The organism is Granulicella mallensis MP5ACTX8 (assembly GCF_000178955.2).
Taxonomy (GTDB): domain Bacteria; phylum Acidobacteriota; class Terriglobia; order Terriglobales; family Acidobacteriaceae; genus Granulicella; species Granulicella mallensis.
In genome coordinates, this window is sequence record NC_016631.1 from 4,951,604 (window position 1) to 4,977,944 (window position 26,341).

Annotated in this window: 16 protein-coding genes; 7 read left to right on the plus strand and 9 right to left on the minus strand. The window is 59.7% G+C overall.

Features of this window, described 5'->3' with window-relative positions:
* The first annotated feature begins 182 nt into the window (after positions 1-182).
* Entirely contained in the window at positions 183-2,762 is a 2,580-nt protein-coding gene (locus ACIX8_RS19355; protein ID WP_014267075.1) for a transglycosylase domain-containing protein, read from the plus strand.
* A 293-nt stretch (positions 2,763-3,055) separates the two neighbouring features.
* Here the strand turns inward: ACIX8_RS19355 and ACIX8_RS19360 are convergent, their stop codons facing one another.
* On the minus strand, positions 3,056-3,901 hold the full coding sequence (locus tag ACIX8_RS19360; protein WP_263053376.1) for a type I phosphomannose isomerase catalytic subunit: 846 nt from the start codon (positions 3,899-3,901) through the stop codon (positions 3,056-3,058).
* 272 nt (positions 3,902-4,173) lie between these two features.
* Between ACIX8_RS19360 and ACIX8_RS19365 the strand changes: the two genes are divergently transcribed.
* Positions 4,174-5,595 carry a sugar MFS transporter gene (locus ACIX8_RS19365; protein WP_014267077.1) on the plus strand — a complete coding sequence of 474 codons (1,422 nt, stop codon included), beginning with the start codon at positions 4,174-4,176 and terminating at the stop codon, positions 5,593-5,595.
* Between the two features lie 663 nt (positions 5,596-6,258).
* A complete protein-coding gene (locus ACIX8_RS19370; protein WP_150110675.1) occupies positions 6,259-10,596 on the plus strand; it encodes a beta strand repeat-containing protein in 4,338 nt (1,445 codons plus the stop codon).
* Positions 10,597-10,767: 171 nt separating this feature from the next.
* Here the strand turns inward: ACIX8_RS19370 and ACIX8_RS19375 are convergent, their stop codons facing one another.
* Positions 10,768-10,968, minus strand: a complete 201-nt coding sequence (locus tag ACIX8_RS19375) for a hypothetical protein (RefSeq protein WP_014267079.1) — start codon at positions 10,966-10,968, stop codon at positions 10,768-10,770.
* 178 nt (positions 10,969-11,146) lie between these two features.
* Between ACIX8_RS19375 and trxB the strand changes: the two genes are divergently transcribed.
* Positions 11,147-12,103, plus strand: coding sequence for a thioredoxin-disulfide reductase (gene trxB / locus ACIX8_RS19380; protein WP_014267080.1), 957 nt, complete (start codon positions 11,147-11,149; stop codon positions 12,101-12,103).
* 251 nt (positions 12,104-12,354) lie between these two features.
* Here the strand turns inward: trxB and ACIX8_RS19385 are convergent, their stop codons facing one another.
* From ACIX8_RS19385 to ACIX8_RS19415, 7 genes are all read right to left on the minus strand, one after another.
* Positions 12,355-13,875 (minus strand): hypothetical protein, encoded by a 1,521-nt coding sequence (locus ACIX8_RS19385; RefSeq protein ID WP_014267081.1) that lies wholly within the window; start codon positions 13,873-13,875, stop codon positions 12,355-12,357.
* A 309-nt stretch (positions 13,876-14,184) separates the two neighbouring features.
* Entirely contained in the window at positions 14,185-17,718 is a 3,534-nt protein-coding gene (locus ACIX8_RS19390; RefSeq protein ID WP_014267082.1) for an Rne/Rng family ribonuclease, read from the minus strand.
* Between the two features lie 666 nt (positions 17,719-18,384).
* Complete coding sequence (gene rodA / locus ACIX8_RS19395) at positions 18,385-19,488, minus strand: rod shape-determining protein RodA (RefSeq protein ID WP_014267084.1); 1,104 nt, start codon at positions 19,486-19,488, stop codon at positions 18,385-18,387.
* Between the two features lie 109 nt (positions 19,489-19,597).
* Positions 19,598-21,499, minus strand: coding sequence for a penicillin-binding protein 2 (gene mrdA, locus ACIX8_RS19400; protein WP_014267085.1), 1,902 nt, complete (start codon positions 21,497-21,499; stop codon positions 19,598-19,600).
* A gap of 404 nt (positions 21,500-21,903) precedes the next feature.
* On the minus strand, positions 21,904-22,428 hold the full coding sequence (gene mreD, locus ACIX8_RS19405; RefSeq protein WP_014267086.1) for a rod shape-determining protein MreD: 525 nt from the start codon (positions 22,426-22,428) through the stop codon (positions 21,904-21,906).
* 326 nt (positions 22,429-22,754) lie between these two features.
* A complete protein-coding gene (locus tag ACIX8_RS19410; protein WP_150110676.1) occupies positions 22,755-23,945 on the minus strand; it encodes an acyltransferase family protein in 1,191 nt (396 codons plus the stop codon).
* 97 nt (positions 23,946-24,042) lie between these two features.
* Positions 24,043-24,540: a PadR family transcriptional regulator gene (locus ACIX8_RS19415; protein WP_317623989.1), complete on the minus strand. Its 498-nt coding sequence runs from the start codon at positions 24,538-24,540 to the stop codon at positions 24,043-24,045.
* Here ACIX8_RS19415 and ACIX8_RS24815 point away from each other — a divergent pair.
* The 3 genes from ACIX8_RS24815 to ACIX8_RS19430 are packed head-to-tail and all read left to right on the plus strand — an operon-like array spanning position 24,527 to position 26,337.
* A complete protein-coding gene (locus tag ACIX8_RS24815; RefSeq protein WP_014267089.1) occupies positions 24,527-25,390 on the plus strand; it encodes a transporter in 864 nt (287 codons plus the stop codon). The genes ACIX8_RS19415 and ACIX8_RS24815 overlap by 14 nt on opposite strands.
* 30 nt (positions 25,391-25,420) lie before the next feature.
* Complete coding sequence (locus ACIX8_RS19425; RefSeq protein WP_014267090.1) at positions 25,421-25,993, plus strand: hypothetical protein; 573 nt, start codon at positions 25,421-25,423, stop codon at positions 25,991-25,993.
* The gene (locus tag ACIX8_RS19430; protein ID WP_014267091.1) at positions 25,990-26,337 is read left to right on the plus strand and encodes a hypothetical protein; all 348 of its coding nucleotides are present in this window, start codon (positions 25,990-25,992) and stop codon (positions 26,335-26,337) included. Before ACIX8_RS19425 ends, ACIX8_RS19430 begins: the two co-directional genes overlap by 4 nt.
* Positions 26,338-26,341 lie beyond the last annotated feature (4 nt).

Below are 26,341 nucleotides of genomic sequence, written 5' to 3' on the forward strand. Positions count from 1 at the left end.
TCACCACGAATGCGGGGGATCACCTTGGATAACGAATGTGAGAGATCGCACCGGCTAACAAGGCAAAACAGCAACGCCTGAACAAGCAACGACAACAGCTCGAACAGCTTTCACGGCAAGCTTATTGAGAAAATAGAAGCTGAACTGGCTCTTACGGATCTCTATCCACGGCACCCCTCCCTATGCCCTTAAAACTAAAAGTCGGTAAATCCAGCCACCCTCTCCTCTGGAACGTGGCGCGCTTTCTCCTGGTGCTCGTGCTCATGGGTGCCGCCTTTGGCGGAATCATCTTCGGCATCTACTACTACCGCTACAGGAACGTCGTGCAGGAGCGCCTCGCCAAGGGCCCGCTGTTCGCCTCCGTCGCACAGATCTACGCGGCCCCGCAGGACGTCCGCCCCGGCCAGCAGCTCAGCGCCGACAGCATTGCCGCCTCGCTGCGCAAGGCCGGATACAACTCCAACACGCAGCTCGGCAGCTACCAGTTGCGCGGTGACGACATCCTCATCAAGCCCGGCCCGCAGAGCTATCTCGCCACCGATGGCGCCACGATCCATACCTCCGGCGGACAGGTCCAATCCGTCACTGCGGAGAACGGCGCGGCCCTGGCCGGCTACAAACTCGAGCCCCAGCTCATCACCGCGCTCTCCGAAGACAAGAACCGCGTCAAGCGCCGTCTCGTCACCTACAACCAGATTCCGCCACACATGGTGCAGGCGGTCACCGCCATCGAAGACCGCCGTTTCTTCGAGCACGGCGGCGTCAACTACGTTCGCCTCATCAAGTGCGCCGTGCAGGATACCCTTTCGCGCCGCATGAACTGCGGCGGCTCCACGCTCACCCAGCAGCTCGCCAAGAACTTCTTCCTCTCTCCGGAGAAGACCATCTCACGCAAGATCGCCGAGCTGATGATCACCTATCAACTCGAGTCGCGCTTCAGCAAGCAGCAGATCTTCGAGATGTACGCGAACGAGATCAACATCGGCCAGCGCGGCTCCTACGCCGTCAATGGCTTTGGAGAGGCCGCCCAGGCCTACTTCGGCAAGGACCTCCGCCAGCTCAATCTCGATGAGTGCGCCCTGATCGCCGGGCTCATCCAGAACCCCAACCGCCGCAATCCCTACCGCCATCCCGACCGCGCCACCGAGCGCCGCAACGTCGTGCTCGACTCCATGGTCGAGACCGGCTCGATCACCGCCGCCGAGGCCGAACGCGCCAAGGCCGAGCCCCTCCACCTGGCTCCCCCCAACATCGACGCCAGCGAAGCGCCCTACTTCGTCGACCTGGTGCACGACCAGATCGTGCAGCGCCTGGGCGACTCCGACACCGCCCGCTCCGGCTCCCTGCGCATCTACACCTCGCTCGATCCCGACCTGCAGCGCGCCGCCTCGGAGGCCGTCGAGGTCGGTATGCGCAACGTCGACGAGCTCGTTCGCAAGCACCATAAAAAGGGCGACACCAGCAACATCACCTATCCGCAGGTCGCCCTGGTCGCGCTCAACCCGCACACCGGGCAGATCCTCGCCCTCGTCGGCGGACGCAACTACGGCGTCTCGCAGCTCGACCACGCTACCGCCGAGCGTCCCACCGGCTCCATCTTCAAGCCCTTCGTCTATGCGACAGCCTACAACTCCTCGCTCGAAGGCACAGCCGTTGAGGGCGGCAGCGTCTTCACCGCTCTCACCAAGATCAACGACGATCCGCAGGACTTCGGCACCAACGGCCAATCCTACACGCCGGGTAACTTCGAAAGAGGTGAGTACCCCGGCATGGTCACCGCCGCTACCGCCATCGAGCACTCGCTGAACATCGCCACGATCTCTCTGGCCCAGATGGTCGGCTACAACAACGTCGCTACCCTCGCCCACTCCGCGGGCATCGTCAACGCCAAGGCAACCCCTTCAATGGCCATCGGCACCTACAGTGCCACGCCCATCGACATGGCGGGTGCCTACACCGTCTTCGCGAACGGCGGCGTCCATCTCAAGCCCTGGCTGCTGGCCAGCGTCCGCAATCCCAACGGGGACATCGTCGCCGACTTCGCCCCTGAAGCCAAGCAGGTCCTCGACCCCCGCGTGGCCTACCTCACGCAATCTCTGATGGAGGGAGTCATCGCGCGCGGCACCGCCTCCGGCGTCCGTAAACACGGCTTCCTCGCCCCCGCCGCCGGCAAGACCGGCACCTCCCACGACGCGTGGTTCGCCGGCTACTCTTCCAACCTGCTCTGCATCATCTGGGTCGGCAACGACGACTACACCGACGTCAAGCTCCAGGGCGCCGACGCCGCCGCCCCCATCTGGGCAGAGTTCATGAACCGCGCCATCCGCCTGCCGCAGTACTCCGACATGAAGAACTTCACCCCGCCGGAGGGCGTCCAGACCCTGAGCATCAACCGGGCCACGAATATGCCGGTCGATGAATCCTGCTCCAGCGACAGCTTCAACGCAGCCTTCCTCGTCGGAACGGCCCCGCAGGGAACCTGCTCACGCATGGGAGAAGACACGCAAGCACTCGGCGACAGGCTCCTGAACGGAGCCAACCTCAATCCGGGGAATGGAAACGTCTCACCCGGCACGCCCCTCAACAACGGCATGCCCAACCCCGCAGGTGCGATCCCAGCGAACCGCAATAACCCGCAGCCGGTTCCCATCAACAACCAGCCCGCCCCGAGCGAACCCGTCAAGCATCGCAACCCCTTCCAGAAACTGTTCGGCCTGGGCAAGGACAAGGACAAACAGCCCCCACCACCGCCGCCCCAGTAGCTCTCGGGCAGTTGCTGTTGCCTTTGCCTTTCTGATTGTCATTCCCGCAGGGAATCTGCTTTTTCTGTTGTTCTTGCTTTTCTGGTTGTCATTCCGACCCTGAGCGTAGTCGAAGGGGAGCGAACCTGCTGTCTCCCGTTTTTCGGTTGTGCTGCCACGAAGAGAGTGCGCCAGCACAACCTTGCCCTCTATGTTTTCTGGGTGGTACGAGCGAAAAGCGGAACAAGGGAGTCGGGACCTAAAAGGCCCCCGCTCCCCTGCCCCGCAACGCTAAAACTTCGCGCTCCAGCCACCTACGCCGTAACCCGCACCACCCGCGCACTCTCCGTCCCCGCCAACTGATACGCAATACCCTCACCCGGCAGCACGACAACACAGGCCTTCGGAAGCTCCATCGCCGCGCTCCCCGATACCGGCTGAACAAAGCAGCCGTCACCTAGCGCAATCAACAACTGCATCTGATCCGAGTTCTCGAGCTTGATCGTTTGGCCGACCTTGACGTCGAAACGGTCAACCGTGAAGTAAGGAGACTTCACCAACTGCGTACGCGGCCCTTCCGTAACCGGCGGCACAAGCCCTGCTCCGGTTTCGGTGCGCGTCACCGCAAGCCCCTTGTCCAGATGCAGCTCACGAGGCCTGCCGTAGTCATACAACCGGTACGTCACATCGCTGTACTGCTGCGTCTCCAGGATGACCACGCCAGGCCCGATGGCATGGATCGTACCAGCCTCCACATAGACCAGGTCGCCCGCCTTGACGGGGACGTGCGCCAGCTTCTCTTCGAGCGTTCCCTGTTCGATCGCTGCCCGAATGCCCTCAGTGGTAATCGGCTCACGGAACCCGAGCGCCACCGACGCTCCGGGCTCGGCCGAAAGAACGTACCAGCACTCGTTCTTCCCTCTCGGTTCGCCGATGGCACGCGCCTGCTCGTCGTTGGGATGCACCTGCACCGACAGCTTTTCGTGCGGAAAGAGGATCTTAAGCAGCAGAGGCACACCGCCGGCGTCTTTGTCACCCAGCAGCGCAGGATGGCTCTCTGTTGCGGCGGCAAGAGTCTTGCCGTGCAGGGGGCCGTTTCCGATCAGGCACTCGGCTGCGGTCAGCCAGACCTCTCCGATGGGCTTCCCGGTCTCGGGCACGTCAAACCATGGTTCAAGGGAGCTAGCCCCCCATATACGTTCTACTTGAAGCGGAGTCAAAATAAATGGCCCGATAGATGGCTGGCTGGGAATCGTCATTCTTCCAAACTACCGGATACAGAAAACTTGGGAAAGCTCCCCCAACCCTTCCCAGACGGCTCCCAGCTCCTTACCCACCATCTATTCTCTGGGCCATTGCCGCCCCAAGGCGTTACTCTTAGGATGACCGATTTCTGTGCCTCCGCGCACCCACCTGTTTGAAGGAGCTTCACTTGGCCGTTCCAGTTAGAAACATCAGTGCGCCGGGTTACGGCGACGATCAACCGATCAAAACCGACATGCGCGCTATGAGCGTCGCGACCTCGCTCTTCTTCATGGTGGGATTCCTCACCTGCCTGAACGACATCATCATCCCGCACCTCAAGAGCATCTTTGCTCTGGGCTACGGTGAGGCCATGTCGGTTCAGCTCGCCTTCTTCACCTCCTACTTCGTCTTCAGCTACCCCGGTGGCGCGCTCGTCGATAAGTTTGGCTACAAGAAGACCATGGTCGTGGGCCTGCTGGTCATGGCTTGCGGTGCCGTCGGCTTCATCCCCGCGGCCCACTTTGCGCTCTTCCCCATCTTCCTGACCGCGCTCATCATCCTTGCCGCCGGAATGACCATCGTGCAGGTCGCCGTGAACCCCTACGTCACGGTCATTGGCCCGGTGGGCACCGCTTCCAGCCGTCTCAACCTCGCCCAGGCCTTCAACTCCTTCGGAACCTTCATCGCTCCCCTGTTTGGGTCGGTCCTCATCCTCGGCAACGCCCCGGCGATGATCACGCCCGATCGTCTTCGCTCCATGACGGAGGTCGCAAGACAGGCCTATCGAGCGAGCCAGGCCTCAACCGTGCGCCTGCCCTACATCGGGATCGCGCTCACGCTCGTGCTGCTGGCTCTCGCTCTCGCCGCGATCAAGCTGAAGACCACCACCGGCGTCTCCCAGCACACCCAGGACTTCCGTCCCGGAGCCTTCGCGGAAGCCCTCTCGCGTCCCGATAGCATCTGGCACCACCCCTGGCTGCTCTTCGGCGCGGTCGGCATCTTCGTGTACGTGGGTGCGGAAGTCGCCATCGGCAGCCTTCTCGTCAACTACATGGGACTGCCCCAGATAGCCGGGCTCCGCGAATCCACCGCCGCCTACTTCCTCATGGTCTATTGGGGCGGCGCCATGGTCGGCCGCTTCATCGGTTCCGCGGTCCTGCAGAAGGTGAAGACGGGCATCGTACTGGGCGCTGCCGGACTCTGTGCCCTGCTGCTCATCGTGATCAGCATCAAGACGACCTACACCTCCGGCCTCTGGATTAAGCACGTCGACTTTCTGCAATGGCATCGGACCCTCTACATTCCGAAGTCCGTTCCGATGTTCTCGATGCTGGCAATCGGCTTCTGCAACTCGATCATGTTCCCCTCGATCTTCACGCTGGGCATCCAGGACCTCGGACCGCTCACCAGCAAGGGCTCGAGCCTGCTGATCGCAGCCATCGTCGGCGGCGCGCTGATCCCGAAAGCCACCGGCATCCTCGCCGACCACAGCGGCCTGCACCCTGCCTTCATCATCCCTGCGCTCTGCTACGTCTACATCGCCTGCTTCGGGCTGGCGGCCATCCGCCGCCCCGTAGCCTCCAATGGGCTCCTCGTTGATCCCACGTAAGAGAAGCAACGCGAATCAGGAGTCATTCAAACCTGCAACAAGTTACCCCCGAAAGGGCCAAGACTGTAACAGCCCAGGGCGTTGCCCTGGGCTGTTAGCTTTTGCGTTGCCTGTTTCTCGTCGTTGCTTGTTTTCGTCGTTGTCGTTGCTTGTTTTTCGTCGTCATCCTGAGCCGTAGGCGAAGGACCCCCGCATTCAGAACCACCCAAGCTTTATCGGGACGACCCAGAAAACACCACCAAGGACAGACAGCACCTTACCCACTGGCGTCGTGCAAAATGCGGGGGCCTTCGCCAAACCACCCAATAAGCGCAAAGTGCGCGCTCGCCGGGGATCCCGGTACCTGCTCAAGATGACGACGAAAGACAGATCAACCTACCGCCAGGCCCTTTAAAGCTCCGGATAAACATCAAAAACGAATCGAGACTACGCCGCAACTGGGCCTCGATTCGTCTCGCGGCTATTGGCCTTTGTCATCATTTGATGAAACGTTTTTGATCACCAGTACACCGACCATGGATTCTGTTGTATCTTGGGTGGCGTCATACCCTATCACTACTAATAAATAGAAGGTTGGTTCCTGTGCCACTTTTTGCGTCGCGCCGTCCGCGAGTTGTGTCTTCTTGTCTGTTCCTCTTTCCCCTAACGTTGAGTCTTCTGGGTTTGCTGGCAGGATGTTCCGGCAACAACTCCGGTAGCGGTGGAGGCACGGGTACTGCTACCCAGACGACTCCAGCCATCACTTCGATCAGCCCCGCCAAGGTGGCCGCAGGCTCGACGGCATTGACACTGACTATCTCAGGCTCTGGCTTTGTCAGCACCAGCACTGTTGCGGTTGGCAGCACATCCGAGGCCACGACCTACGTGAGTGCAACGCAACTGACGGCAACCGTCCCGGCCGCACAACTCACGAATGGCGCTGAACTTGTCGTTACCGTATCGAATGGAACAACCGCTAGCAGCGGCGCGACCACCAATCTCGAAGTCGACAATCCCGCGCCGGTCCTTACTTCGATGTCCACGACCACGGCGCTCGCGGATACGGCGTCTGCCGTCATCACCTTCACAGGGACTGGTTTTGTGCCCTCGACCGTCATCAACGTCAACGGGACTCCGCGCGCGACAACGTACATCAACTCCACTCAGGTCAGCGCCGCGCTACCCTCCACCGACTTCGTCAGCGCGGGCACTCTATCGCTCACTGCAGTCAACCCGGCTCCAGGTGGCGGAACTTCGGCAGCAGCGACGCTTGCCATCAGCAACCCACCGGTCGGAGCTATCATGCTCTCTCCGTCGGCCCTCAACGTGGGTTCAACCTCCGCTGCGACCATCACTGTCAGCGGGACCGGTTTCGTTCCCACGTCCGTTGTACACATGGCAAACACTGCGCGCACAACGACCTATGTGAACGCAGCCACCCTTACCTTTACTGCCACGGTCGCCGATCAGGCGACGAGCGGCAATCTTCCTGTCTCGGTAATCAATCCAGCGCCCGGAGGCGGAACGTCTCCGGTTGCCTATCTCAACATCACGGCCCCAACGACCACGCCGGTGATTACCGCGATCACTCCAACCAGCATTATTGTTGGTTCTAACGCGACAGCTCTCGAAATCAGCGGAACCGGATTTACAAGCAACACTGTGGCCCTGTGGAACGGCACGCCTCTGCCCACTTCGCTTAGCTACTTCGGCACTGGGATCAATCCTGCGCTCCTGGCAACCGTGCCCGCATCCGATCTCACGGCAACAGGCACGGCAACCATCACCGCCAAGACGTCCAACGCAACTCCCTCTATTTCAAATGCCGTGAACTTGAGCATCGTGAATCCTCCGGTTCCGGCTATTACCAGCCTCTCCCCCGCGGGAGGCCCCATTAATACAGCCAGTGCCGAGACACTGACCGGTACCGGATTTACCTCAAACACAACAGTGTCTCTCAATGGACAACTGATTCCGTCCACCTTCGTCAACTCGACGCAGATCACCACGAACTTTCCCGCGTCTGCTCTCGCGCTACCTGGAAATCAGAGTGTGACCGTAACCACCCCCGCACCTGGCGGAGGAACAAGCGCAGCGCAACCCTATACCACCTTTATCTCCATTCCGAATAACGACCTGGTCTACAACGCGGCCGACGGCTTGCTCAACGCGGCCGACGGCTTGCTCTACGCCTCCGTTCCCGCTTCAGCCGCAGGCGCTATCGGGAACGCCGTCGTTGGCATCGATCCCAACACCGGCACAATCACCCGGCAGATACCAGTCGGCACGAATCCGAACCAACTGGCTCTCTCCACTGACGGCACGCAGCTTTTCGTGGGAATCGACGGCGCAGGCGCTGTGGCCCAGGTCAATCTTGCACAAGGGAAGATCGTCAACCAGTTCTTGCTCGGCGGAGGTCCCGGCGTCTACAACCCGCCTCTCACAGCCGTTTACCTGGCGGCTGTTCCGGGCCTGCCCAACTCGGTCGCGGTGGCCACCACGGGGGGATTCATTGGTAGCGGGCCTGCCATCATCATCTTCGACTCTGGTGTTGCACGCACTGGCAGCACCGTCAATGTTGGAGAGGGTCCGCTCAGCTTTGGTTCATCCGCGTCGACACTCTATCTAGGGTCATCGAGCATCGACGCCCTGGCTGTGGCCTCCACCGGCATTACCGCTGCAACCCAACTCGCAACTGATTCCTATCCCCTGACCAACCTGCAATATGACAATGGAGCTCTGTACCTCTCAAATGGCCAGGTGCTGAATGCGACAAACGGCGCTCTGAATGGCACCTTCTACACCACCGGCACCACGTCGGCCAACGGGCCGATTGTCTCCGATTCCACGCTCGGCAAGGCCTTCATGGCCGTGTCATCCTTCTCCGGTACTGCTGCCGTAGACATCTTTGACGAAAAATCCTTCAGCCTTCTTGGCACCATCCCTGTCAACGACCTTGGAACACAGGGCTATTCCACCAGCTTCCGCGCAATCGTGCGCTGGGGTCAGAACGGAATCGCCCTCGCAGCAATTCCGAGTGCCTTTACGTCAAACAACCAGATCTATATCTTCCAATCCCCGCTGGTGAAGGATGTCTCCTCGACACCGGCCGATCTGTCGGTATCTCTCGGCGCACCGGCCACAGCCGCAACCGGAACGGCGATCAGCTATACCGCCAAGGTCGTGAACGCTGGCCCGAACGCCGCTACAGGTGCGACGCTCTCAGCGAGCCTCGACCCATCGCTCATCATCAATAGCGTCACAGCAAGCCAGGGCTCATGCACCACTTCGACCACGTTTATCTGTGATCTTGGTGGTCTCGCCAATGGAGCCAGCATGACCGTCACCGTGAGCGCCACTCCGACCAACTCGGGAACGCTCTCCGCAACGGCCTCGGTTTCTTCCTCCAGCTATGACCCCACACTCTCCAACAACCAGGCTACTGCCAGCATCACGGCCACGGGCAGCCTTTACGGAGCCGTGCCTTCGATCGCTTCCCTCTCTCCCAATCTGGTTCAGGCCGGCTCTGCGGCGTTCACGCTGACGGTTACGGGAACAGGCTTCAACGCCAACTCCACCGTCAACCTCGGCAGCACGGCACTGGCCACGAGCTATGTCAGCTCCACGCAACTCACCGCATCTGTTACAGACGCAGAAATTGCAACCTACGGCTGGTCTCCGGTGACCGTCTCCAACCCCACGCCGGGCGGCGGAGTCTCCGCGATCTCTCCACTCACCATCTACAGCCTTGTCAATGTCCCAGCCAGTTCCATGCTCTTCGATCCCTACGGTCAGTCGCTGTATGCCACGATTCCCAGCAACGCCACAGGCATCACCGGCAACTCTGTAGTCGCTGTCAATCCTTTCACCGCCGCGGTGGGAACTCCGATCGCCGTCGGCAGTCAACCTAACATGATGGCCGAAACCTCCGATGGTAATGATCTCTACATCGGATTAAGTGGCTCGAATAGCCTCGCACAATTCAATTTACTCACCCAGAGCGTAGCGGCCACCATTCCGATTACCTACAATTCGGCAAGTGCTCCTGCGATTTCGCTGGCTGCCATGCCGGGTACGGATACAACTCTTGCGATCGGAATGGCAAACAATTTTGCTAACTTCGGTATCTTTGACGTGAGCGGTAGTACCGGCAGTTTCCGTCCGAATGTGTCAGGAATTTACGCTGGCGTGAATCCAGCCTTCGCCAGCCCGACGGAGCTATACGCCTACGACAGCCAGACAACGGGTGCGGAGTTCTATCGCTACAGCATCGATGCCAACGGAGTGACTCTTATCGATGGCACAACCCTTGACGGCCTGGGAGGCTTCAGCGGCGGATTTCAATATACAGGCGGTTTGGTCTACGGAGAGGGCGGAGGCATCGTCAATCCCAGCACCACGCCTCCGTCGCAGGTTCAGACATTGCCTCTTATCGACTTCTACGGCTCTGGTGATGTTGGAACGGCTGCGAGTATTGCAGCTGATCCCTCCCTCAAGAAGGATTTCCTTATGCTCACAAACACTGCCGGCACATGGGCATACGGATTGGTCCGGTACGACCTTAACAGTTACCTTCCCGAAGCCGTTCTCCCCATGCCTGCCTCTGCTTCAAGCGTGGAATCTACATGGACGATGCAGCGTTTTGGCCAGGATGGTCTCGCACTCCTGAGTTACAACAGCGTCTTTGTCACACCGTCAGTCTCACAGTTGCTTCTCCTGCGGGGGCCATTCATTGCTCCGCAGGAACTCACAACAAATACTGCGGCCAGCCTCACATCCAGCTCCGCCTCCAGCATTACTCACGGTAGCGGCAACACCGTGCTCACCTTGACAGGTGCGAACTTCCTCCCGGGGGTTGCCATCACCTGGAACGGATCCTACCGCACCACCACCATCGTGGATGCAACCCATGTCACTGTCGCTATTCCAGCCAGCGATCTGTCTGCCGCGGGTACCGCGTCGGTGGTCGCCACCAACCCTGGAGCCCCCGCATCGAGTGCTCTGCAGATCACTATCAACTAAACCAGGGGCAGTTCGAGCCTGAAACTGCACCACCATCTCAGCGGGGCTGGCCACCTTTCATCAACGTGGCCAGCCCCGCTGACTTATACCTCAACCGGGAAGTAGCTTTTCGGCCGGATGGTACAGACCCTAAACCCGCCTGCTTCGGACGCACTTTGACTGCCTTTAACCCTAAAGCTCAGGGTAAAAATCAAAAAACGCATCCAGGCTATGCCGCAACTGGGCCTCGATACTCTCGCGGCTCCCCTCCAGGATGTGCATTGTCACCTGGGCCTCATTCCCGTTCTTCAGCGCGATAGGAGCAGCCTGCACGCTCTCAATCTCATCGGCGGGCAGCAGCCGCATTCCGTAAACCAAAACTAAGTCAGCCATAGCCTCTATCGTACGCCGGAAGAACAGAGTGTAGAGAGTAGAGGATAGAGTGTAGAGACTTGCGCCTCTGGCTATAAGGAAGGCCCGCCACCCACTCCGTCTACACTCTATCCTCTACCCTCCTACCCTCTGCTTTTCCCCCCTGAACCCTTTCCTCTCCCGGTACAATCAAACGGATATGTCAGACCAGATCGAAGTACGCGATACCGTCATTCTTGGCTCCGGCTGCTCCGGACTCACCGCCGCCATCTACGCGGCACGCTCCAACCTGAAACCGCTTGTCCTCGAAGGCCATGAGCCCGGCGGACAGCTCTCCATCACCACGCTGGTCGAGAACTTTCCCGGCTGGCCCGACGGAGTGCAGGGCCCCGAGCTCATCGAGAACATGAAGAAGCAGGCCACCCGCTTCGGCGCCGAGCTGCGCCTGGCGCACCTCACCTCGGTCGACCTGACCACGTCGCCCTTTGAGCTGACCGTGGGTAAAGACATCATCAAGACGCGCTCCCTCATCATCGCCTCGGGCGCCTCGGCCCGCTGGCTCGGTCTGCCCAGCGAGCAGGCCCTGATCGGCCACGGCGTCAGCTCCTGCGCCACCTGCGACGGCTTCTTTGCCTCCGGCAAGGAGATCGCGGTCATCGGCGGCGGCGACTCGGCGATGGAGGAGGCTCTCTTCCTCACCCGCTTCGCGACCAAGGTCACGATCATCAACCGCAGCGAGAACTTCCGTGCCTCTAGAATCATGCTGGAGCGCGCCATCGCTCATCCCCAGATCGAGTTCCTGCACAACACGCTGGTCGAAGAGTGCCTGGGCGTCGAAGAGAAGGACCTCAAGGGCCTGAAGCTGGTCAACCGCAAGACCGGCGAGCGCTGGATGCTGCCCGTCTCGTTCATGTTCCTCGGCATCGGCCACGTACCCAATGCGTCGATGTTCAAGGGCCAGATCGACCTCGACGGCGACGGCTACATCCTGACCGAGCACAACGTCTTCTGCACCAACCAGGGCATCCAGCTGCACGGCGTCTACGCCTGCGGCGACGTACAGGACCGCCGCTACCGCCAAGCCATCACCGCCGCCGGAACCGGCTGCATGGCCGCGCTGGAAGTAGAGAAGTACCTCGAAGAAACGGGCCGCTAAGGACCAGCAACACGTTGAAGGCAACAAAGGCGGCGATCCTTGGGGGCGCCGCCTTTGTTGCCTTCAAAGCTCCCCCCAAACATTGTCATCTCGACCGGAGCGCGGGGTCCCCGGAGAACGCTCTTTGTTCTCTGGGGTGCAAGCATGACGGCTTTATGTCATGCGTAGTGGAGAGACCCTTGTATTTTGCCCGAAGCGGCATTGCTGCTATGGGCGAACCTGCAGCTCTCGACCCTCCCGCGAGAACGGCTCTAGTGCTTTGGCTTTACCCGATAAATATTGGCAAAAAGCTGACTGGCTGAGGTAACACCATGTCCGGTATACTTCCGGCTCCAGACAGGCATCAGTTCCGGAATCTCCTTCGCCAGAGTGGCTGGAGCTTCTCCCTGCGACTCCACTACAAATCCGGGCCGCACCAAAGCCATCTGTTGGCGGACCAACTCCGGTCTGACTCTATGGAATGAGATCCGTCTTTTCACAAATTCCGGCGAAGCGAGCCCCGCTCCGTCTTCAATGACGAATCTTCCCCGAGCGCAGTACGCCAACACACCGATATCCACCTCGACCAATACCAATTCCTGGGGCTGCGTCGCTCCGGCCAGGTATTCCGCAGCCTGCTGCATCGTCACAAAGTACTCTTTCTGGAAGCTCCGCAGGGGTGGCATAATCCAGAGGGCGTTGAAGACCAGGGACATTCCCAGATGCAACAGCAACACCGTGGAAAGGATGCTTTTCCATCTCCACTGTGGCATAGCCCGCATCGCCACCGATAGCATCTCTGCACCACCCGCACACACCAGGGGAAACAGGATCAATAGATACCTGCCCGGCGCCTCCAGCCCCGAGGTTCGCAGGTAATGAAAGCCCGCGATTACCGCAGTCCCGGCCATCGGCAACCAAAGGTGCTCCGGCACCTTGAGCCGTTTTCGCACCATAACGGCAAGACACCCAGCGAAGAGGATCACAGGCCACAGCAGAGAGAAGCCCACAAGTTCGACATACTGCCTTATGATTTGAGGATTCCAGAGCATCACGCCGGCCACCGTCTTCGAGCGCAGCGTAGTCGGCAGGATTGACCCGAAGTACGAATAAGAGAAGAGCTCCCATGCCACCAGAGGTAGCAAGAATCCAGTCAGCAGTGCTGTCAGGCTCAATACCTTCCTCATGCGCAGATGCCACGCCAGCAGCAACGCGCACACCGCGCCGACGGCCAGCAGTTCAGGCCGCAACAACGCGCTCAACCCCAGCAGCAATCCGGCAGAGGCCGCCATCAAGGGGGAAAGCTCAAACGTTGTAAAGCACAACAGAATGAGACACACTGCACAGAACGCATAGCTCGTCTCCATCAGCGTCCCGTTCCAGCGCCACAGGTTGCAAGCAAAGGCCGCCGCCCCCAGCCCGAAGAAGCTCGCCGTCAGGTCTCCTCCGGTCGTCTTCCGCAATCGTACAAAGAGAGCCAGCAGCCCGACCGTCGTCGCCAGGCAAGAGGCCACCTGCAACATTCCGGTCATCAGCTTTCCGCATACAAGCCAGGCCACAATCAGCATCGCGGTAAACAGCGGCGCCGTGGAAAGATTGCATCGCACTCCCGGGTTCAATCCCCATCCCTGGTGCGCAAGCACATTGCGTGCTACCTGCAGATGAATGTACGTATCGTCGGAGCCGATATAAGAGCGGTAACAGAACAGCTTTATCAGGCTGGGGGTCAGCGCCATCAGAAGCGCGGCTGTATATACCCACTTCGACTCATACACTGACTCTTCCTGCTTCATCCTGAAGTAGCTCTCGGTCTTCTCACTCGATATTGCTTATTCTGCGCGAATGCCTCGGCTTTGTTGTCACCTCCATGTCACCACTTTGTCTTCCCACCCATCTCACAGCAAATCTCCCCCTGCCGTTTGATCTACGGCTACAACGCAGGAGAGACAGGGTTTCTCTAAACCTCAAGGGGCCTCCCGGAAATCTGGCAGCGTCTCGAGGTGGCTGGAGAGATTTAGGGCAGTTCCTGTATCGGCGTGCAACAAAAAAGCGGCGACCCCAGGGTCGCCGCTTTCTCTACACTCTATTCTCTACACTCTGCTCTAGTGGATGTCGAACTGCTCCGGATGCAGACTCGGATCGCTCTTCACCAGGATCGTCTTGCCCGACATCTCTTCCATCTCCTGCAGCCACTTGCCGCTGCCGGACTTCAATTGCTTCACGACCTCCGGATTCACGCGCAGCATGATGTCGCCCTTGTCGAGATGCTTGTGCATCTTCCGCATCTCGATGTAGATGTCGTTGCACACCGTGATCGGCGACTTCACCATGCCCGTGCCCGCGCAGATGCCGCAGGTCGTCGAGAGCGTACGCTCCAGGGACTGTTTCACACGCTTGCGGGTAATGGCGACGAGGCCGAAGTCATTGAACTGCAGCACCTTCGAGGGTGCGCGGTCCTTCTTCAACTCCTCTTCGAGCGCGGCCATCACCTTGTGGCGATTCTTGCGCTCGTCCATGTCGATGAAGTCGATGATGATGATGCCGCCCAGATCGCGCAGACGAATCTGGCGAACGATCTCGGGGATCGCATCGAGGTTCGTCTTGACGATCGTGTCTTCCAGCCGCGCCGTCTTGCCGACGTACTTGCCGGTGTTGATGTCGATCGCGACCAGCGCCTCGGTCTGGTTGATCACGATCGATCCGCCGGACTTGAGCCACACCTTCGAGCGCAGCGCCTTGTTGATCTCCTCGGTGATGCCGAACTGCTCGAACAGCGGCGTCTCCTTCGTGTAGAGCTTCACACGCCGGATCAGGCTCGGCTGGAAGCGCTGCAGGAAGCGCAGTACGCGCTCGTATTCGGTCTCGGTATCCACCCAGATCGCGGAGAAGTTGTCCGTCACCTGGTCGCGCAGGATGCGCTCGACGAGGTTGAGATCGTGATAGATCAGGGCCGGGCTCTTCGACGACTCCGACCGCTGCTTGATGTCCGCCCACAGGTTCAGCAGGAAGCGAAGATCGCTGCGCAGCTCTTCTTCGCTCGCACCGGACGCCGCCGTGCGCACGATGAAGCCGCCGCTCGCGTCGCCCTTCTCCGAAAGCAGAATCTCCTTCAACCGGCGGCGTTCGCCGTCCGAGTCGATCTTGCGCGAGACACCTACGTGGTTGACCGTCGGCATAAAGACCAGGAACCGGCCTGGAAGAGCGATGTGCGACGTGATGCGCGCACCCTTCTTCGCGATCGGCTCCTTGGCAATCTGCACCAGCACTTCCTGGCCGGGCTTCAGCAGATCGCTGATCGCGGGCAGGTCGGTCGCCTGTACGGAGTGCCGTCCAGGACGTCCACCGGGACGCGAGTTCGCCATGCCACGCTTGTCGCGCGAACCACGGTCTCCGTTGCGATCCCCACGTCCGCCGCGGCGGCCATCGCGACGTCCACGCCGCTCGCCCTCACGCTGCGCCGGTCGTGCTTCACCCTCTTCGCCTGAGGCAACCGCCTCCTCGCCAATCGGAGAGTCCTCAAACGCATCCGCCTCGGCGAACTCTTCCTCTTCGGCCTCGCTCACATCGCTGCCGGAGATCTCATCGTCCGACTCGAACTCGTCCTCTTCAATCTCTTCTTCGTCGATGTCGAAGTCGTCATCCTCATCGTCCAGCTCCGCTGGCTCAGGCCGCGTGATCTGGTCGATCGACATCTCGCGCAACATGGTTCCGAGATCGGCTGCACCTTCCAGCGTCTCTTCTTCCATGTCGTCTTCAAAGGCTCCGGCATGGACATGCGGAAGATCGCTGTCCTCGTCGTCCAGCAGTTCTTCTTCGAGCTCGCCGTCTCCGGGAGCGAAGATCTGCGCCCCCTCATGGGGGACCGGTGTCGTCTCAGCCTGTGCCAAATGCACCGACTGCACGGCCTGCTCATGCTCAATGGGAGCTGCCGGGTTCTCCGCATCCTGCGGAGCCACCTCAGCCAGGGGAGTCTCCGAGATCATCTCGCCGGTTGGCTGAATCGTCGTGAACTCGTGGACAGGAGCGCCTTCGGCTTCCTCCGAAAGAGCCTCAACCGATTCAGGCGCGCTTTGGCGGAATTCGCTCGGGCTGACAGGATCGACGCGGTAGGTCACCGAGGCATCCTCACCCGGCTCGTACTCGGTCGTGGTCTCGTGGAACTCTACGACCGTCTCGTGCAGCTCTTCCACCGCTTCGAGCACAGGCGCGTTCTCTGCCTCTGCTTCCAGGGGAGCGACATCGGTCTGGGGCTCGTAAACAGGCTCCAGGGCCTCTGCTGCTTCGATCTCCTGCTGGTACTGCTGAACGTCAAATGCCTGCGTCTCGTAGGCCGGAGCGTCGTCGCTGAATGGCATAACGTTCGCTTCAGGCTCATGCTGCGAGGTCACCGCAGGCAGCACAGCTTCGGCCGGATCAAGCGCCCGGCGCGGGCTCTCCGAGTGAACCTCGTTACGTCCACCCTGGCGCTGCTGATCGCGGTCGCGACGGCGATCACGGCCATTGCCGCCCTCGCGTCCGCCACGATCCTCGCGCGCAAAAGAGCTCTCGTTGCGCGGCTCTGAACTGCGATCACGATGCCGCGAAAGCGTCTCGCCCGGAAGCGTCGCTCCGCCGTCCCAGCCCAACAAAGGAACAACTTCGGTAGAAGGTTTCGGAATAATAACGTTCGGCGCTAAGCTCGATGAACTGTGCGAGGCTGAAGCCTCGCCATCCTCGCCGCGACGGTACTTCGACAACGACTCGCCCGGCAGGATGATCGGTTCGATCGGCGCGCTGGCCTCGAAACCATCCTCTTCGCGAGAGCCGCCACGGTCGCCGCGCGGAGCAAAGCGCTCACGTACCGAGTCATGGCGTCCGCCACGATCTTCGCCACGGCCACGACGCTCACGGCCACCGCTGCGCTCTTCGCGGGGCACAACCTCTTCTGGAGCAGCTTCAGCCTGAAACTCAGGCTCGGGAGCCTCGGTCGAAACGGCTTCTCCATTGTCATTGGAGCGCGCCAAGCCACGTTGATCGTCATTCCCACCACGGCCGCGACGGCGGCCACGGCGACCACGCCAGCGGCGGCTGCCGTCCGCTCCGGGAGCGCCTTCGCCAACTTCGTCGGTATCGCTCTCACGCGGAGCAGCAGCAAAAACTTCGTCCTGCGGCGCCAACTCAGCCGGGACGGCAGGAGCCTCGCGGCCATCACGACGCCCACGATCGCCCTTATTACGGTCACCACGCTCATTGCGGTTGCCACGCTCACGGCGGCCTTCACCCTCAGCGCGGACCGGAGCCTCGGCAGCGGCTTCGGGAGAAACCTCAGCGCCCTCTTCGTCACGGCGGCCGCGTCCACGGCCTTCGCCGCGTTTTTCGCCACGGGCCGAGCGGCTATCGGCGGATTCAAAATCCGCTGAGTCGCCAGCCTCTTCCATAAAGTCGGTGATGTACAGGAACGCGTCGCGCTCCAGGCCGATGTCCACAAAGCTGGACTGCATGCCCGGCAGGACGCGGGTTACCCGTCCGTTGTAGATCGAGCCGGCGAGCGTGTATTCATTCTCGCGCTCGTAGTAGATCTCCGTGAGTTCGTCTTTTTCGACGATGGCGAGCCGCGTCTCGTGCGGCGTGCTTGAGATGTAAATTTCCTTCGACATTGCTCTGCTTTCTGCCCGTCCCCGGCTCAAAGGCCGTGGATCAGGCTGGCAGAACAGGCGAAGATCGCGCCACAGAAAACTAAGGTTAAAACAAGTTCAACAAGTTAGCTGAAAACTCGCTCAAGGCTTAGTTGATTGTGGCAGCCTCCCTGGATGCGGACGGGAACTGAGCTGCGGAGACTGGGTCGAACTTCCGGAGGCTGCACGCTACGCGGGCACGCCCCCCAGCCTGCGGATAGCCGCGCAAAAAGCGCAACCGCTGGCTGGTGCCGAGAGAGGATTGTTCCAGTATTAGACCGCGTGCCTCGGGCCGAACAAAACTGCCCTGAAGCAAATCGCTGCAAACGGAGTTTGTGACCAACACAGCCTCGATCCGAGGCGGGGTCGTTAACCGTCCGTTTACATTCATTCTCAAAACCTGTCCGGCCATCGGAAGCTGATCCGTGCCTGGCCGGCCTTCTAAAAATCTTGGTGTGGCCGCTGCGCCGGGGAATAAGTCGCATCCGTGCAGCGGTTCTATACCCGCCCAGCCCTATGGCTGAACGTCTTCCATTAGTATGCACCAAAGTCGGGCAACGTGCGCCCGGGCTTACCGCTTTCGGACTAAACCCTGCCTGTTCAGCGGTTCAGGTACGATCTCGATTTCGCGAAGATGTGCCGTTGTCGTTAGTTCACAAACCGCCGCATCCGGATATTCATCACAATCCCCAGCGCCAGGAACGTAAAGATAATCGACGACCCGCCATAGCTCATCAACGGCAGCGGAATCCCGGTCACCGGCATGAACCCGACGCACATCCCGATATTGATGCCGACCTGGAAGAGCGTCACCGCCATCACTCCCATGATGATCAGCGTCCCCGGCGGATCGGGCGCGGTCTGGGCGTTCTGAATCAACCTCACAAGAATGAGGAAGTACAGCAGCAGCACGCCGATCGCGCCGATAAAGCCGTGCTCCTCGCAAAACGCGGCAAAGATAAAGTCTGTATACGGAATCGGAAGGAAGTCGCCCTGGGTCTGGGTTCCCTTGTTGGTCCCCTTGCCCCATATCCCGCCCGATCCAACGGCAATCAGCGACTGGCGAACCTGGTAACCCGAGCCCTTCGGATCGCTGTCCGGATTGATAAACGCGGTGACACGAGCCCGCTGGTACGGCTTCAGCAGCTTGCCCGTGCTCCAGCCGATACCGCCCACCAGCAGAACCCCCAACACCAGGATGGCCGCATGCTTCAGCCGGATTCCCCCCAGGAAGAGTCCCGCCACCAGGATCGGAATGTAGGTCAGCGAAGTTCCAAGGTCCGGCTGCTTCAAAACCATGAACAACGGAAAGCCGATCAGCAGGAAGGCCTTGCCGATATCTCCCCAGCGCAGAGATCGGCCCTCCCCCACGCGTTCCCAGAAGAATCGCGCCATGGCAAGGATCAGTACCAGCTTGACCCACTCCGAAGGCTGAAAGTGAACTCCGCCGCCAAGGTTGATCCATCGCCGCCCGCCCAACACCTTCTGCCCTACTAGCCGGACCGCCACCAGCGAGAAAACACCCACCCCGTAGGCCCAATACGCAATATCGAGCAGCCGGTGGTAATCGACCAGTGAGATGGCGAACATCAGAACGAGGCCGACCAGGAGGAAGCCAATCTGCTTCTGCTGAAAGCCATGGAACTTGGTCATAGCGGTCGCCGACCGGATTTCGAGCACACTGATAACCGAGAGCACGAGCACAAAGCCCAGCAGCACCCAGTCGAAGTCACGGAATCGCGCGCGAATCATTCAAGTTCAAGTGTAGCGGCAGTGAAGGGATTGCTTGTTGCATGGTTAGTGTCCTGCAACCTACCTATCTTCCTTCGTCCCCCCACAGAATCGTCATCCTGAGCGATCTCTACTGCCCCGCCGGAGCCGCCGGCGCCGTTCCACCCGCTCCCGCAGGCGTCTCCGCAGGCTTTTCCGCCACCTTCTGGAGGTTCCCAGCCTTCGCCCGCTGCTTATTGACAAAGGCAGTGACCACTTGAGCGGCAAGCTTGGCGGAGTTGTTGCCCCAGACGCCATGCTCCCACAGCACGGCAACCACAATGTCGGGATTGCGACGTGGCGCGATGCCCACAAACCACGCATTAGGCTCGGTATTATGCCCCCTGCCGCTCATAGCCAGGGCCGTATGGCTCATCACCTGCGCGGTACCGGTCTTGCCCGCAAAGTCGACTCCCTCGAGATGCGCCGCGGCAGCCGTGCCGATAGGACCGGTTACACCTGCCATATCGTCCGTAATAATCTGCCAGTTCTCGGGAGTGAGAGGAACCGTCTTCTCCCCCGATCCGGGATAGGTGCTCTGAACCGCCGACAACTGATCCTTCGTCAACTCGGTGGGAAAGACCACATGCGGCCGTTGCAGCGCCCCGCCGGAGGCGATGCCGCCAAGCGCGCGCGCCAGTTGCAGGGGCGTAGCCTCGATCGCTCCCTGTCCGATACCCACCGAGATCGTCTCGCCCGCATACCACTTGTCGTGCTGCGTCTTCAGCTTCCACTGCTCGCTCGGCATCACACCGGCAGCCTCGTCAGGCAGATCGACTCCGGTCTTCGAACCGATGCCGACCGAGGTGGCATAGCGCGCAATCGTATCGATGCCCAGCTTGTTAGCCAGCGTGTAATAGAAGGTGTCGCAGGAGTATGGGAGCGCATTGTGAATGTCGACTCCCCCGTGATGCCGGTCGCAGGCAAAGAAGTGGCCGTAGAAGGTCGCGCCACCGTTGCATTGGACGTGCATATCCTGCGCGACATTTTCCTGGAGACCCGCCAGCGTCATGATGACCTTGAAGGTCGAACCCGGCGCCAGCTGCGCCTGGATCGTCTTGTTCATCATCGGATGATCGGGATTTTCCATGATCGACTGCCAGTAGGCCTTGGTCAGCCGCACCGAAAACTGGTTGGGATCGAAGGTCGGACGCGAGGCCATGGCCAGGATCTCGCCGGTGTGCGGGTCCATGGCAACGATGGCTCCGATCTTGCCTTCGAGCGCCTTCTCCGCCGCCATCTGGATATCGAGGTCGATCGTCAGCCGCAGGTCCTGGCCGGGTTGCGCGAGCTCCTGGCCCATCAGGCCAACCTCTTTGCCATGCGAGTTCACGACCATATCGCGAGAGCCGTCGACACCGCGCAGAATCTCGTCGTAGGTCTCTTCGACCCCCGACTTGCCCACAACATCGCCGGGAGCATACGCCGCATAGCGAGACTGGTTCAGGTCGTTCTCGCTGACCTCGCCAACATAGCCGATGAGGTGCGCCGCAAAGCCGTCGCGCGGATACAGACGGCGCTGCTCATCGAGCGTCTCAAGCTCCGGCAGCTCGTTGCGATGCGCCTCAACGAACGCCTGCTCGTCCGGCGTGATGTCCTGTTTCAGCGGAATGGGCTGATACTTCGCGGCCAGTTGAAAGTGCTTGATGATGGCCTGGATCTGATCGACCGTCATGTGCAGCCCGTTCGCGATCTGCGGCAGGTCGGCGTCAAGGTTCTTCTGCTGCTCCCGCAGCAGGTAGCAGGTCACCGACGGATAGTTGTCGACGATGATGCGGCCTTCGCGATCCAGGATCTTCCCTCGCGGCGCAAGCACCGGGACCTTGCGAATGCGATTCTGTTCGGCCAGAACCCGCCAGCCTGTAGCCCCCAGCACCTGCAGACGCCAGAGCCCCACCCCCAGGATCACCAACACCACCGCAACCAGATACTGCGTCATATGCAGCTTGACGGGAGAGAGCTTCTCATTGCGCTCGATGCTGTCGATTTCCATTGTCCTGGGTCCCCACAGTGAATTCTACTGCCGAATTCTACCGCGCCAGATAGCAGTGCAATCGCATTCGAATCCTCGGCCGGGAAAGGCCTACAGGCGGACCAACCGCAAGAAGATGCAGATGAAGAGGATGCGGATGAGGGCGATGTGGACGGAGAGGATATGGACAGAGGGGTGCAGATGGAGAACAGAGAGGTAGGACCAGCATCACGCCAAGCCCCGAAGGGGCGATATATCCCAGCCCAGGGTGGAGGCGGCTGGCGAGCGTTCTTTGCTCGCCGTGTCGCCGCAACCCTGGGTTACGAACCCCATGAAGCTAGAGCCCTGAAGGGGCGACCTATCGGTACCAGCACGATGGATCGCCCCTTCGGGGCTCCGCACTTGTTTGGAGCTACAAACCCGCTCTACTCCCGCACCCGAAATCGATCAAGCATATAGAACAGGGGAATCGCCACGGCCGTATTCGAAACCGCACGGATCAGCTCATGCACCGGCATCAGCCGGACCGTCGCATCGCCCAGTAGCCACCGCGCGATGAGGTACAGGAGTCCGCTCTGCAACAGGCTGAAGCAAAAGTTCAGCAGAATCCGGTTCACCAGGTTCTCGACATCGACGGCAAACCCAATGCTCGCCGCGATATAGCCGATAATCCCCTTCGCGATGCCATTGACCCCGAAAGGATGGTTCGTCAGCCCGTCCTGAAACAGCCCAATCAGGGTTCCGGTCATCGTTCCGGCGATCTGACTGCGCCGCGCAACGGAGAAGAAGATCACCGCGATCAGCGGCAGGTCGAGGATTGCCAGCCGGGGGAACGTCTTAGGCAGCACCACCTGCAGCAGGATGCACACCACCGGCACCAGCAGCGTGACTGCGGGGTGGAAGGCGTACTGGTCGAGTTCGCGTCGGGAGGTGTAACTATGCTCTGCCATTTAGGTGCTTCGATTTCCGAGGATACCCCACAGGCCCCTGAGAGCAAAACCAAGCTGGATATACCCCTATGTTCTTGTTCCGTCCCCTCACAGAATCGTCATCCTGAGCGAAGCGCCTCGCGCTTTTGCGAGGTGCGCAGTCGAAGGACCTGCTGTTGTTCTTGTTGTTGCCTTTCTTGTTGTCATTCCCGTAGGGAATCTGCTGTCTGCCAGCACAGCACCGATCTTTGCGAGGCGACCCCCCGGGGTACAGACCACGAAGAATTGCTAGAGTACGAACAAACAACAGATTCCCTGCGGGAATGACAACAAGAAAAACAAAACCCCTAATCCGCTTGCACTACCGAACCAAGAGTCCTTGGACTATCCCCAAAACGGGCCCGCAGCCAGCGATTTGCCGGCTCCGAATAGAATCTGGCCACCAGTTCCCCCAGCACTCCTGCCAGAACAATCACGCCCAGGAAAAGAATCGGGACAAAACGCAAAGGCTTCCCAGCCTTCAGGTACAGATCGAAACAGGCGAAGACGAGGAACATGTGGGTGAGATAGATCTCATAGCTGCGTCTCCCATAAGCCAGCAAAGGACTGAAGACCCCAGCCACCCGCCATCCCGTCTGCGCGGCCACGGCAATCAACAGGCAGGCTCCCACCGCAACCAGGGTCATATCCAGACCGCATTTCGTCAGCCCAAGCCGCCAGACCTGAATCGAAAACCCGAGGCAGAACACCAACAGGGCCGAACCCAATCCAAAAAGTGTCCAAAGGACCCGACGAGTAAAGGACCGGCCGGAGACCAGGAGCGCCGTCAGGCAGCCCAGTGCAATAGCATCCATGCCCCCAAGATAGGAGTACTCCTGCCAGACTTCATTGCCATGCGTAAGAACCGTTCTCCCAAACGGGCCCAGCACCACAAACGTAACCAGGAGCAGCACCAGACCTTTGCCTCGCCCCAAAAGACGGCAGGCTAGCGGAAAGAAGAGGTAGAACATCTCCTCCACCGAAAGCGACCAGAGAATATCCCAGTTGCCCGGCAGGTAGCCTTTCGTCGCCTCCAGCCATCCAACATGAAACGTAAGCGCCGCCAGCAGTGCACGGCCCAGCCCACCCGTCTCCGCGGAGACAACAAAGTCCTTCACGTGGAGCACATGCAGCAGACTGAGAACAGCCAGAAGCGTGAGCAACAGTGGCGCGATACGGGCAAAGCGGATGAGATAGAAGTCCCGCAGCCAAACCTTCGAGAGCGTTCCCCATCGCCTGATCGTCGTGGACGTAATCAAAAACCCGGAGACCGCAAAGAAGATCTGCACTCCCTGTTGCCCTTCCCAGACGAGCGAAGAGGTCAGTTGGGGTGGCAGCCCTTTGGTATAGGGCACATGCGCAAAGAGCAGCCGCATGTTGACGTGATTCATCAGCACATAAAAGATCGCGAGGGCTCGCAGACAATCGATGCCATCAACTCTTTTCCAGCTTCGGACTGGGTTTGCGTGCAGGCTCTCGACCGTATGCAGTGTTGCCATGGATGTGGTCCACCCCTCATCAGCCACTTTATCTCTGCCTCTATTCATGAGGGTTAAGACCCATAACATTTTTTCAGAATGGATTGCGCCTTCCTCATCATCGACTGGTGGTAGAGATATCGCCGGGAGGCGATATCTTCCGCGGGTGCTCCTCATGAAGTTCCTGATGAAGCTCATCCACCTTTTCTCTGGCCTTGTCTAAGGCTCTCCTGCCAACTGCGGTGATCTTATAAACCCGCCTTTTGCGTCCTCCAACATTTTTGAGTGAAGACTTCAACAAGCCGCCCCGCTCCAGGCCATGCAGAAGCGGATAGAGCGTTCCAGGACCAATGCGATATCCATGATGCTTCAGCTCCTCCATCATGGCCAATCCAAAGATTGGCTCATGGGAGGCATGCACAAGCACATGAATCCGTATGAGCCCGAAGAAGAGTTCCCGCTGTTGTTTCAACACAAGGTAAATATACCTTCGCGGGGGTGATACCAGATCTCTTACTATCGAACTTCGATATATGCTGTTCGAGTCGGCCATTCGCTTTAAAAAGAGTGGGCAAGCATTTCGCTGGAAGGCAGGAATCTCGATGAGTCTCAGCATCCATTGCGCAAGACTGGCGATACTCCTCGTCCTTCTATCGGCAGCTTCAAAACTGGTGGCGCAGGCGGGACCTCCGTTCCAGACCGATGACCCCACGCCGGTGGATCTCGGGCACTACGAGGCTTATATCTTCGGAACCGTGGATGGCACTCCGGCAGAGATCGATCCGACCGGGCCGGCGTTTGAGTTCAACTGGGGTGCCATTCCCAACATTCAGCTTCATGCCATTCTCCCCTTCGGTGCGGTCAGGCCATCCAATAACCCTGTCTATCTTCCGGGTGGCTCGGGCTCCAGCGCCTATGGGTTGACGGATATGGAGTTGGGCGTGAAGTACGGCTTCATCAAGCAAACGAAACACCGCCCGCAGATTGGATCGTTCACCATGTTCGAGATTCCGACGGGAAGCTATGCCAAAGGTCTCGGCGTCGGCAAGGTCTGGTACAAGCTGCCTATCTGGGTTGAGAAAGAATTCGGGCCCTGGAGTCTCTGCGGCGGGCTGGGCTACACGATCGTACCGCAAACCCAATATCGCAACTATCTTTACGGCGGATATCTCGTTAAGCGTGAGATCAACAAGAAGCTGGAACTCTCTGCCGAAATCTTTTCTCATGCGCGAGAAGGATTTGCGGCGGCTCAGACGCAATCTTCGACCATGATGGACGCAGGCGGCTACTACCACTTCAAATCTCCCGGACTCCAACTGCTCTTCGCGTATGGCCACTCCATCGCCGGGCAGACGGAGAACTATGGCTATCTTGGCCTCTATAAAACCTGGGGGAAAGATAAAGATGCAGACAAGAAAACCTCGAGCGACGCTATGGTGTCTTCGCAGCAGCATGAGAACCGATGAGCGACGCTCAAACTTTCACAAGGAGAATCAATGGAAATCACGATGCGGAGTGTCTGGACGCTGATTCACGGCATAGGGTTTGGGGCACTCTATCTGCTGGCATGCTCCGGGGCACTCGTGGAGCTCTACCGCTTCACTACCTCCGCTGATCCAACTGAGCCCACGCCAGGTCAGGAGCGCTTTCTCCAGGGATACATGCTCGCCATGGTGCTGCTCGCATGGGCTGCGGTGCTGACCGGAGCGTATGTAATTTACCCCTGGTACCGCGCAGCAGCACCGCCGCATACGGCCGATCTTTCCCTGTTTCCGCAGCGTCTCCTGATGTCGAGCCCCGGCACCATCGGTTGGCATTCACTAGGGATGGAGTGGAAGGAGCATGTTGCCTGGTTCGCTCCCCTCTCGATCACGATGGCAGCGTTCGTCGTCATCAGGTATGGTCGCGACCTCAGGCACCATCGGCAACTGCGCGGTGCGGTGCTTTCCTTCACCCTGGTTTCGTTTGTCGCAGCCGGTATCGCCGGCTTCTTTGGGGCGATGATCAACAAGTACGCACCGGTCCAGGGCGGACATACCCTCCCACTTAGCCACGGAGAAGGAAAATGAATACGTCCAAAACTGCCGTCTCCCCCAGAACTCATATCCTTCCTAATGGCTCCGGCGTAGCAGCGATTCTTGCGGCGGGTATTGGTTCCTTTGCTCTGGCAGTCCTGGCTTTCGCCGGCGACAAATCGGTCGCAGTGAAGAGCAGCCTTGTCTTCTATAAACCGACGGGACCTCTCTCCGGTGTAACCACAACAGCGATCCTGATCTGGCTCTTCGCCTGGGGAGTTCTGGAGTGGCGTTGGGGCAAAAAGACCGTTGCTGCGGGGCGTGTCATTACTGTTGCTTTGATCCTGCTGGGCCTGAGCTTGTTGCTGACATTTCCGCCCATTGTCGACCTTCTCTAAACAA

Coding starts and splice junctions, on each gene's coding strand:
- ACIX8_RS24815 (WP_014267089.1), top strand. CDS start 24,527: ATGAGTCTCAGCATCCATTGCGCAAGACTGGCGATACTCCTCGTCCTT.
- mreD (WP_014267086.1), bottom strand. CDS start 22,428: ATGGCAGAGCATAGTTACACCTCCCGACGCGAACTCGACCAGTACGCC.
- ACIX8_RS19425 (WP_014267090.1), top strand. CDS start 25,421: ATGGAAATCACGATGCGGAGTGTCTGGACGCTGATTCACGGCATAGGG.
- ACIX8_RS19390 (WP_014267082.1), bottom strand. CDS start 17,718: ATGTCGAAGGAAATTTACATCTCAAGCACGCCGCACGAGACGCGGCTC.
- ACIX8_RS19415 (WP_317623989.1), bottom strand. CDS start 24,540: ATGCTGAGACTCATCGAGATTCCTGCCTTCCAGCGAAATGCTTGCCCA.
- mrdA (WP_014267085.1), bottom strand. CDS start 21,499: ATGGAAATCGACAGCATCGAGCGCAATGAGAAGCTCTCTCCCGTCAAG.
- ACIX8_RS19385 (WP_014267081.1), bottom strand. CDS start 13,875: ATGAAGCAGGAAGAGTCAGTGTATGAGTCGAAGTGGGTATATACAGCC.
- rodA (WP_014267084.1), bottom strand. CDS start 19,488: ATGATTCGCGCGCGATTCCGTGACTTCGACTGGGTGCTGCTGGGCTTT.
- ACIX8_RS19355 (WP_014267075.1), top strand. CDS start 183: ATGCCCTTAAAACTAAAAGTCGGTAAATCCAGCCACCCTCTCCTCTGG.
- ACIX8_RS19430 (WP_014267091.1), top strand. CDS start 25,990: ATGAATACGTCCAAAACTGCCGTCTCCCCCAGAACTCATATCCTTCCT.
- trxB (WP_014267080.1), top strand. CDS start 11,147: ATGTCAGACCAGATCGAAGTACGCGATACCGTCATTCTTGGCTCCGGC.
- ACIX8_RS19375 (WP_014267079.1), bottom strand. CDS start 10,968: ATGGCTGACTTAGTTTTGGTTTACGGAATGCGGCTGCTGCCCGCCGAT.
- ACIX8_RS19410 (WP_150110676.1), bottom strand. CDS start 23,945: ATGGCAACACTGCATACGGTCGAGAGCCTGCACGCAAACCCAGTCCGA.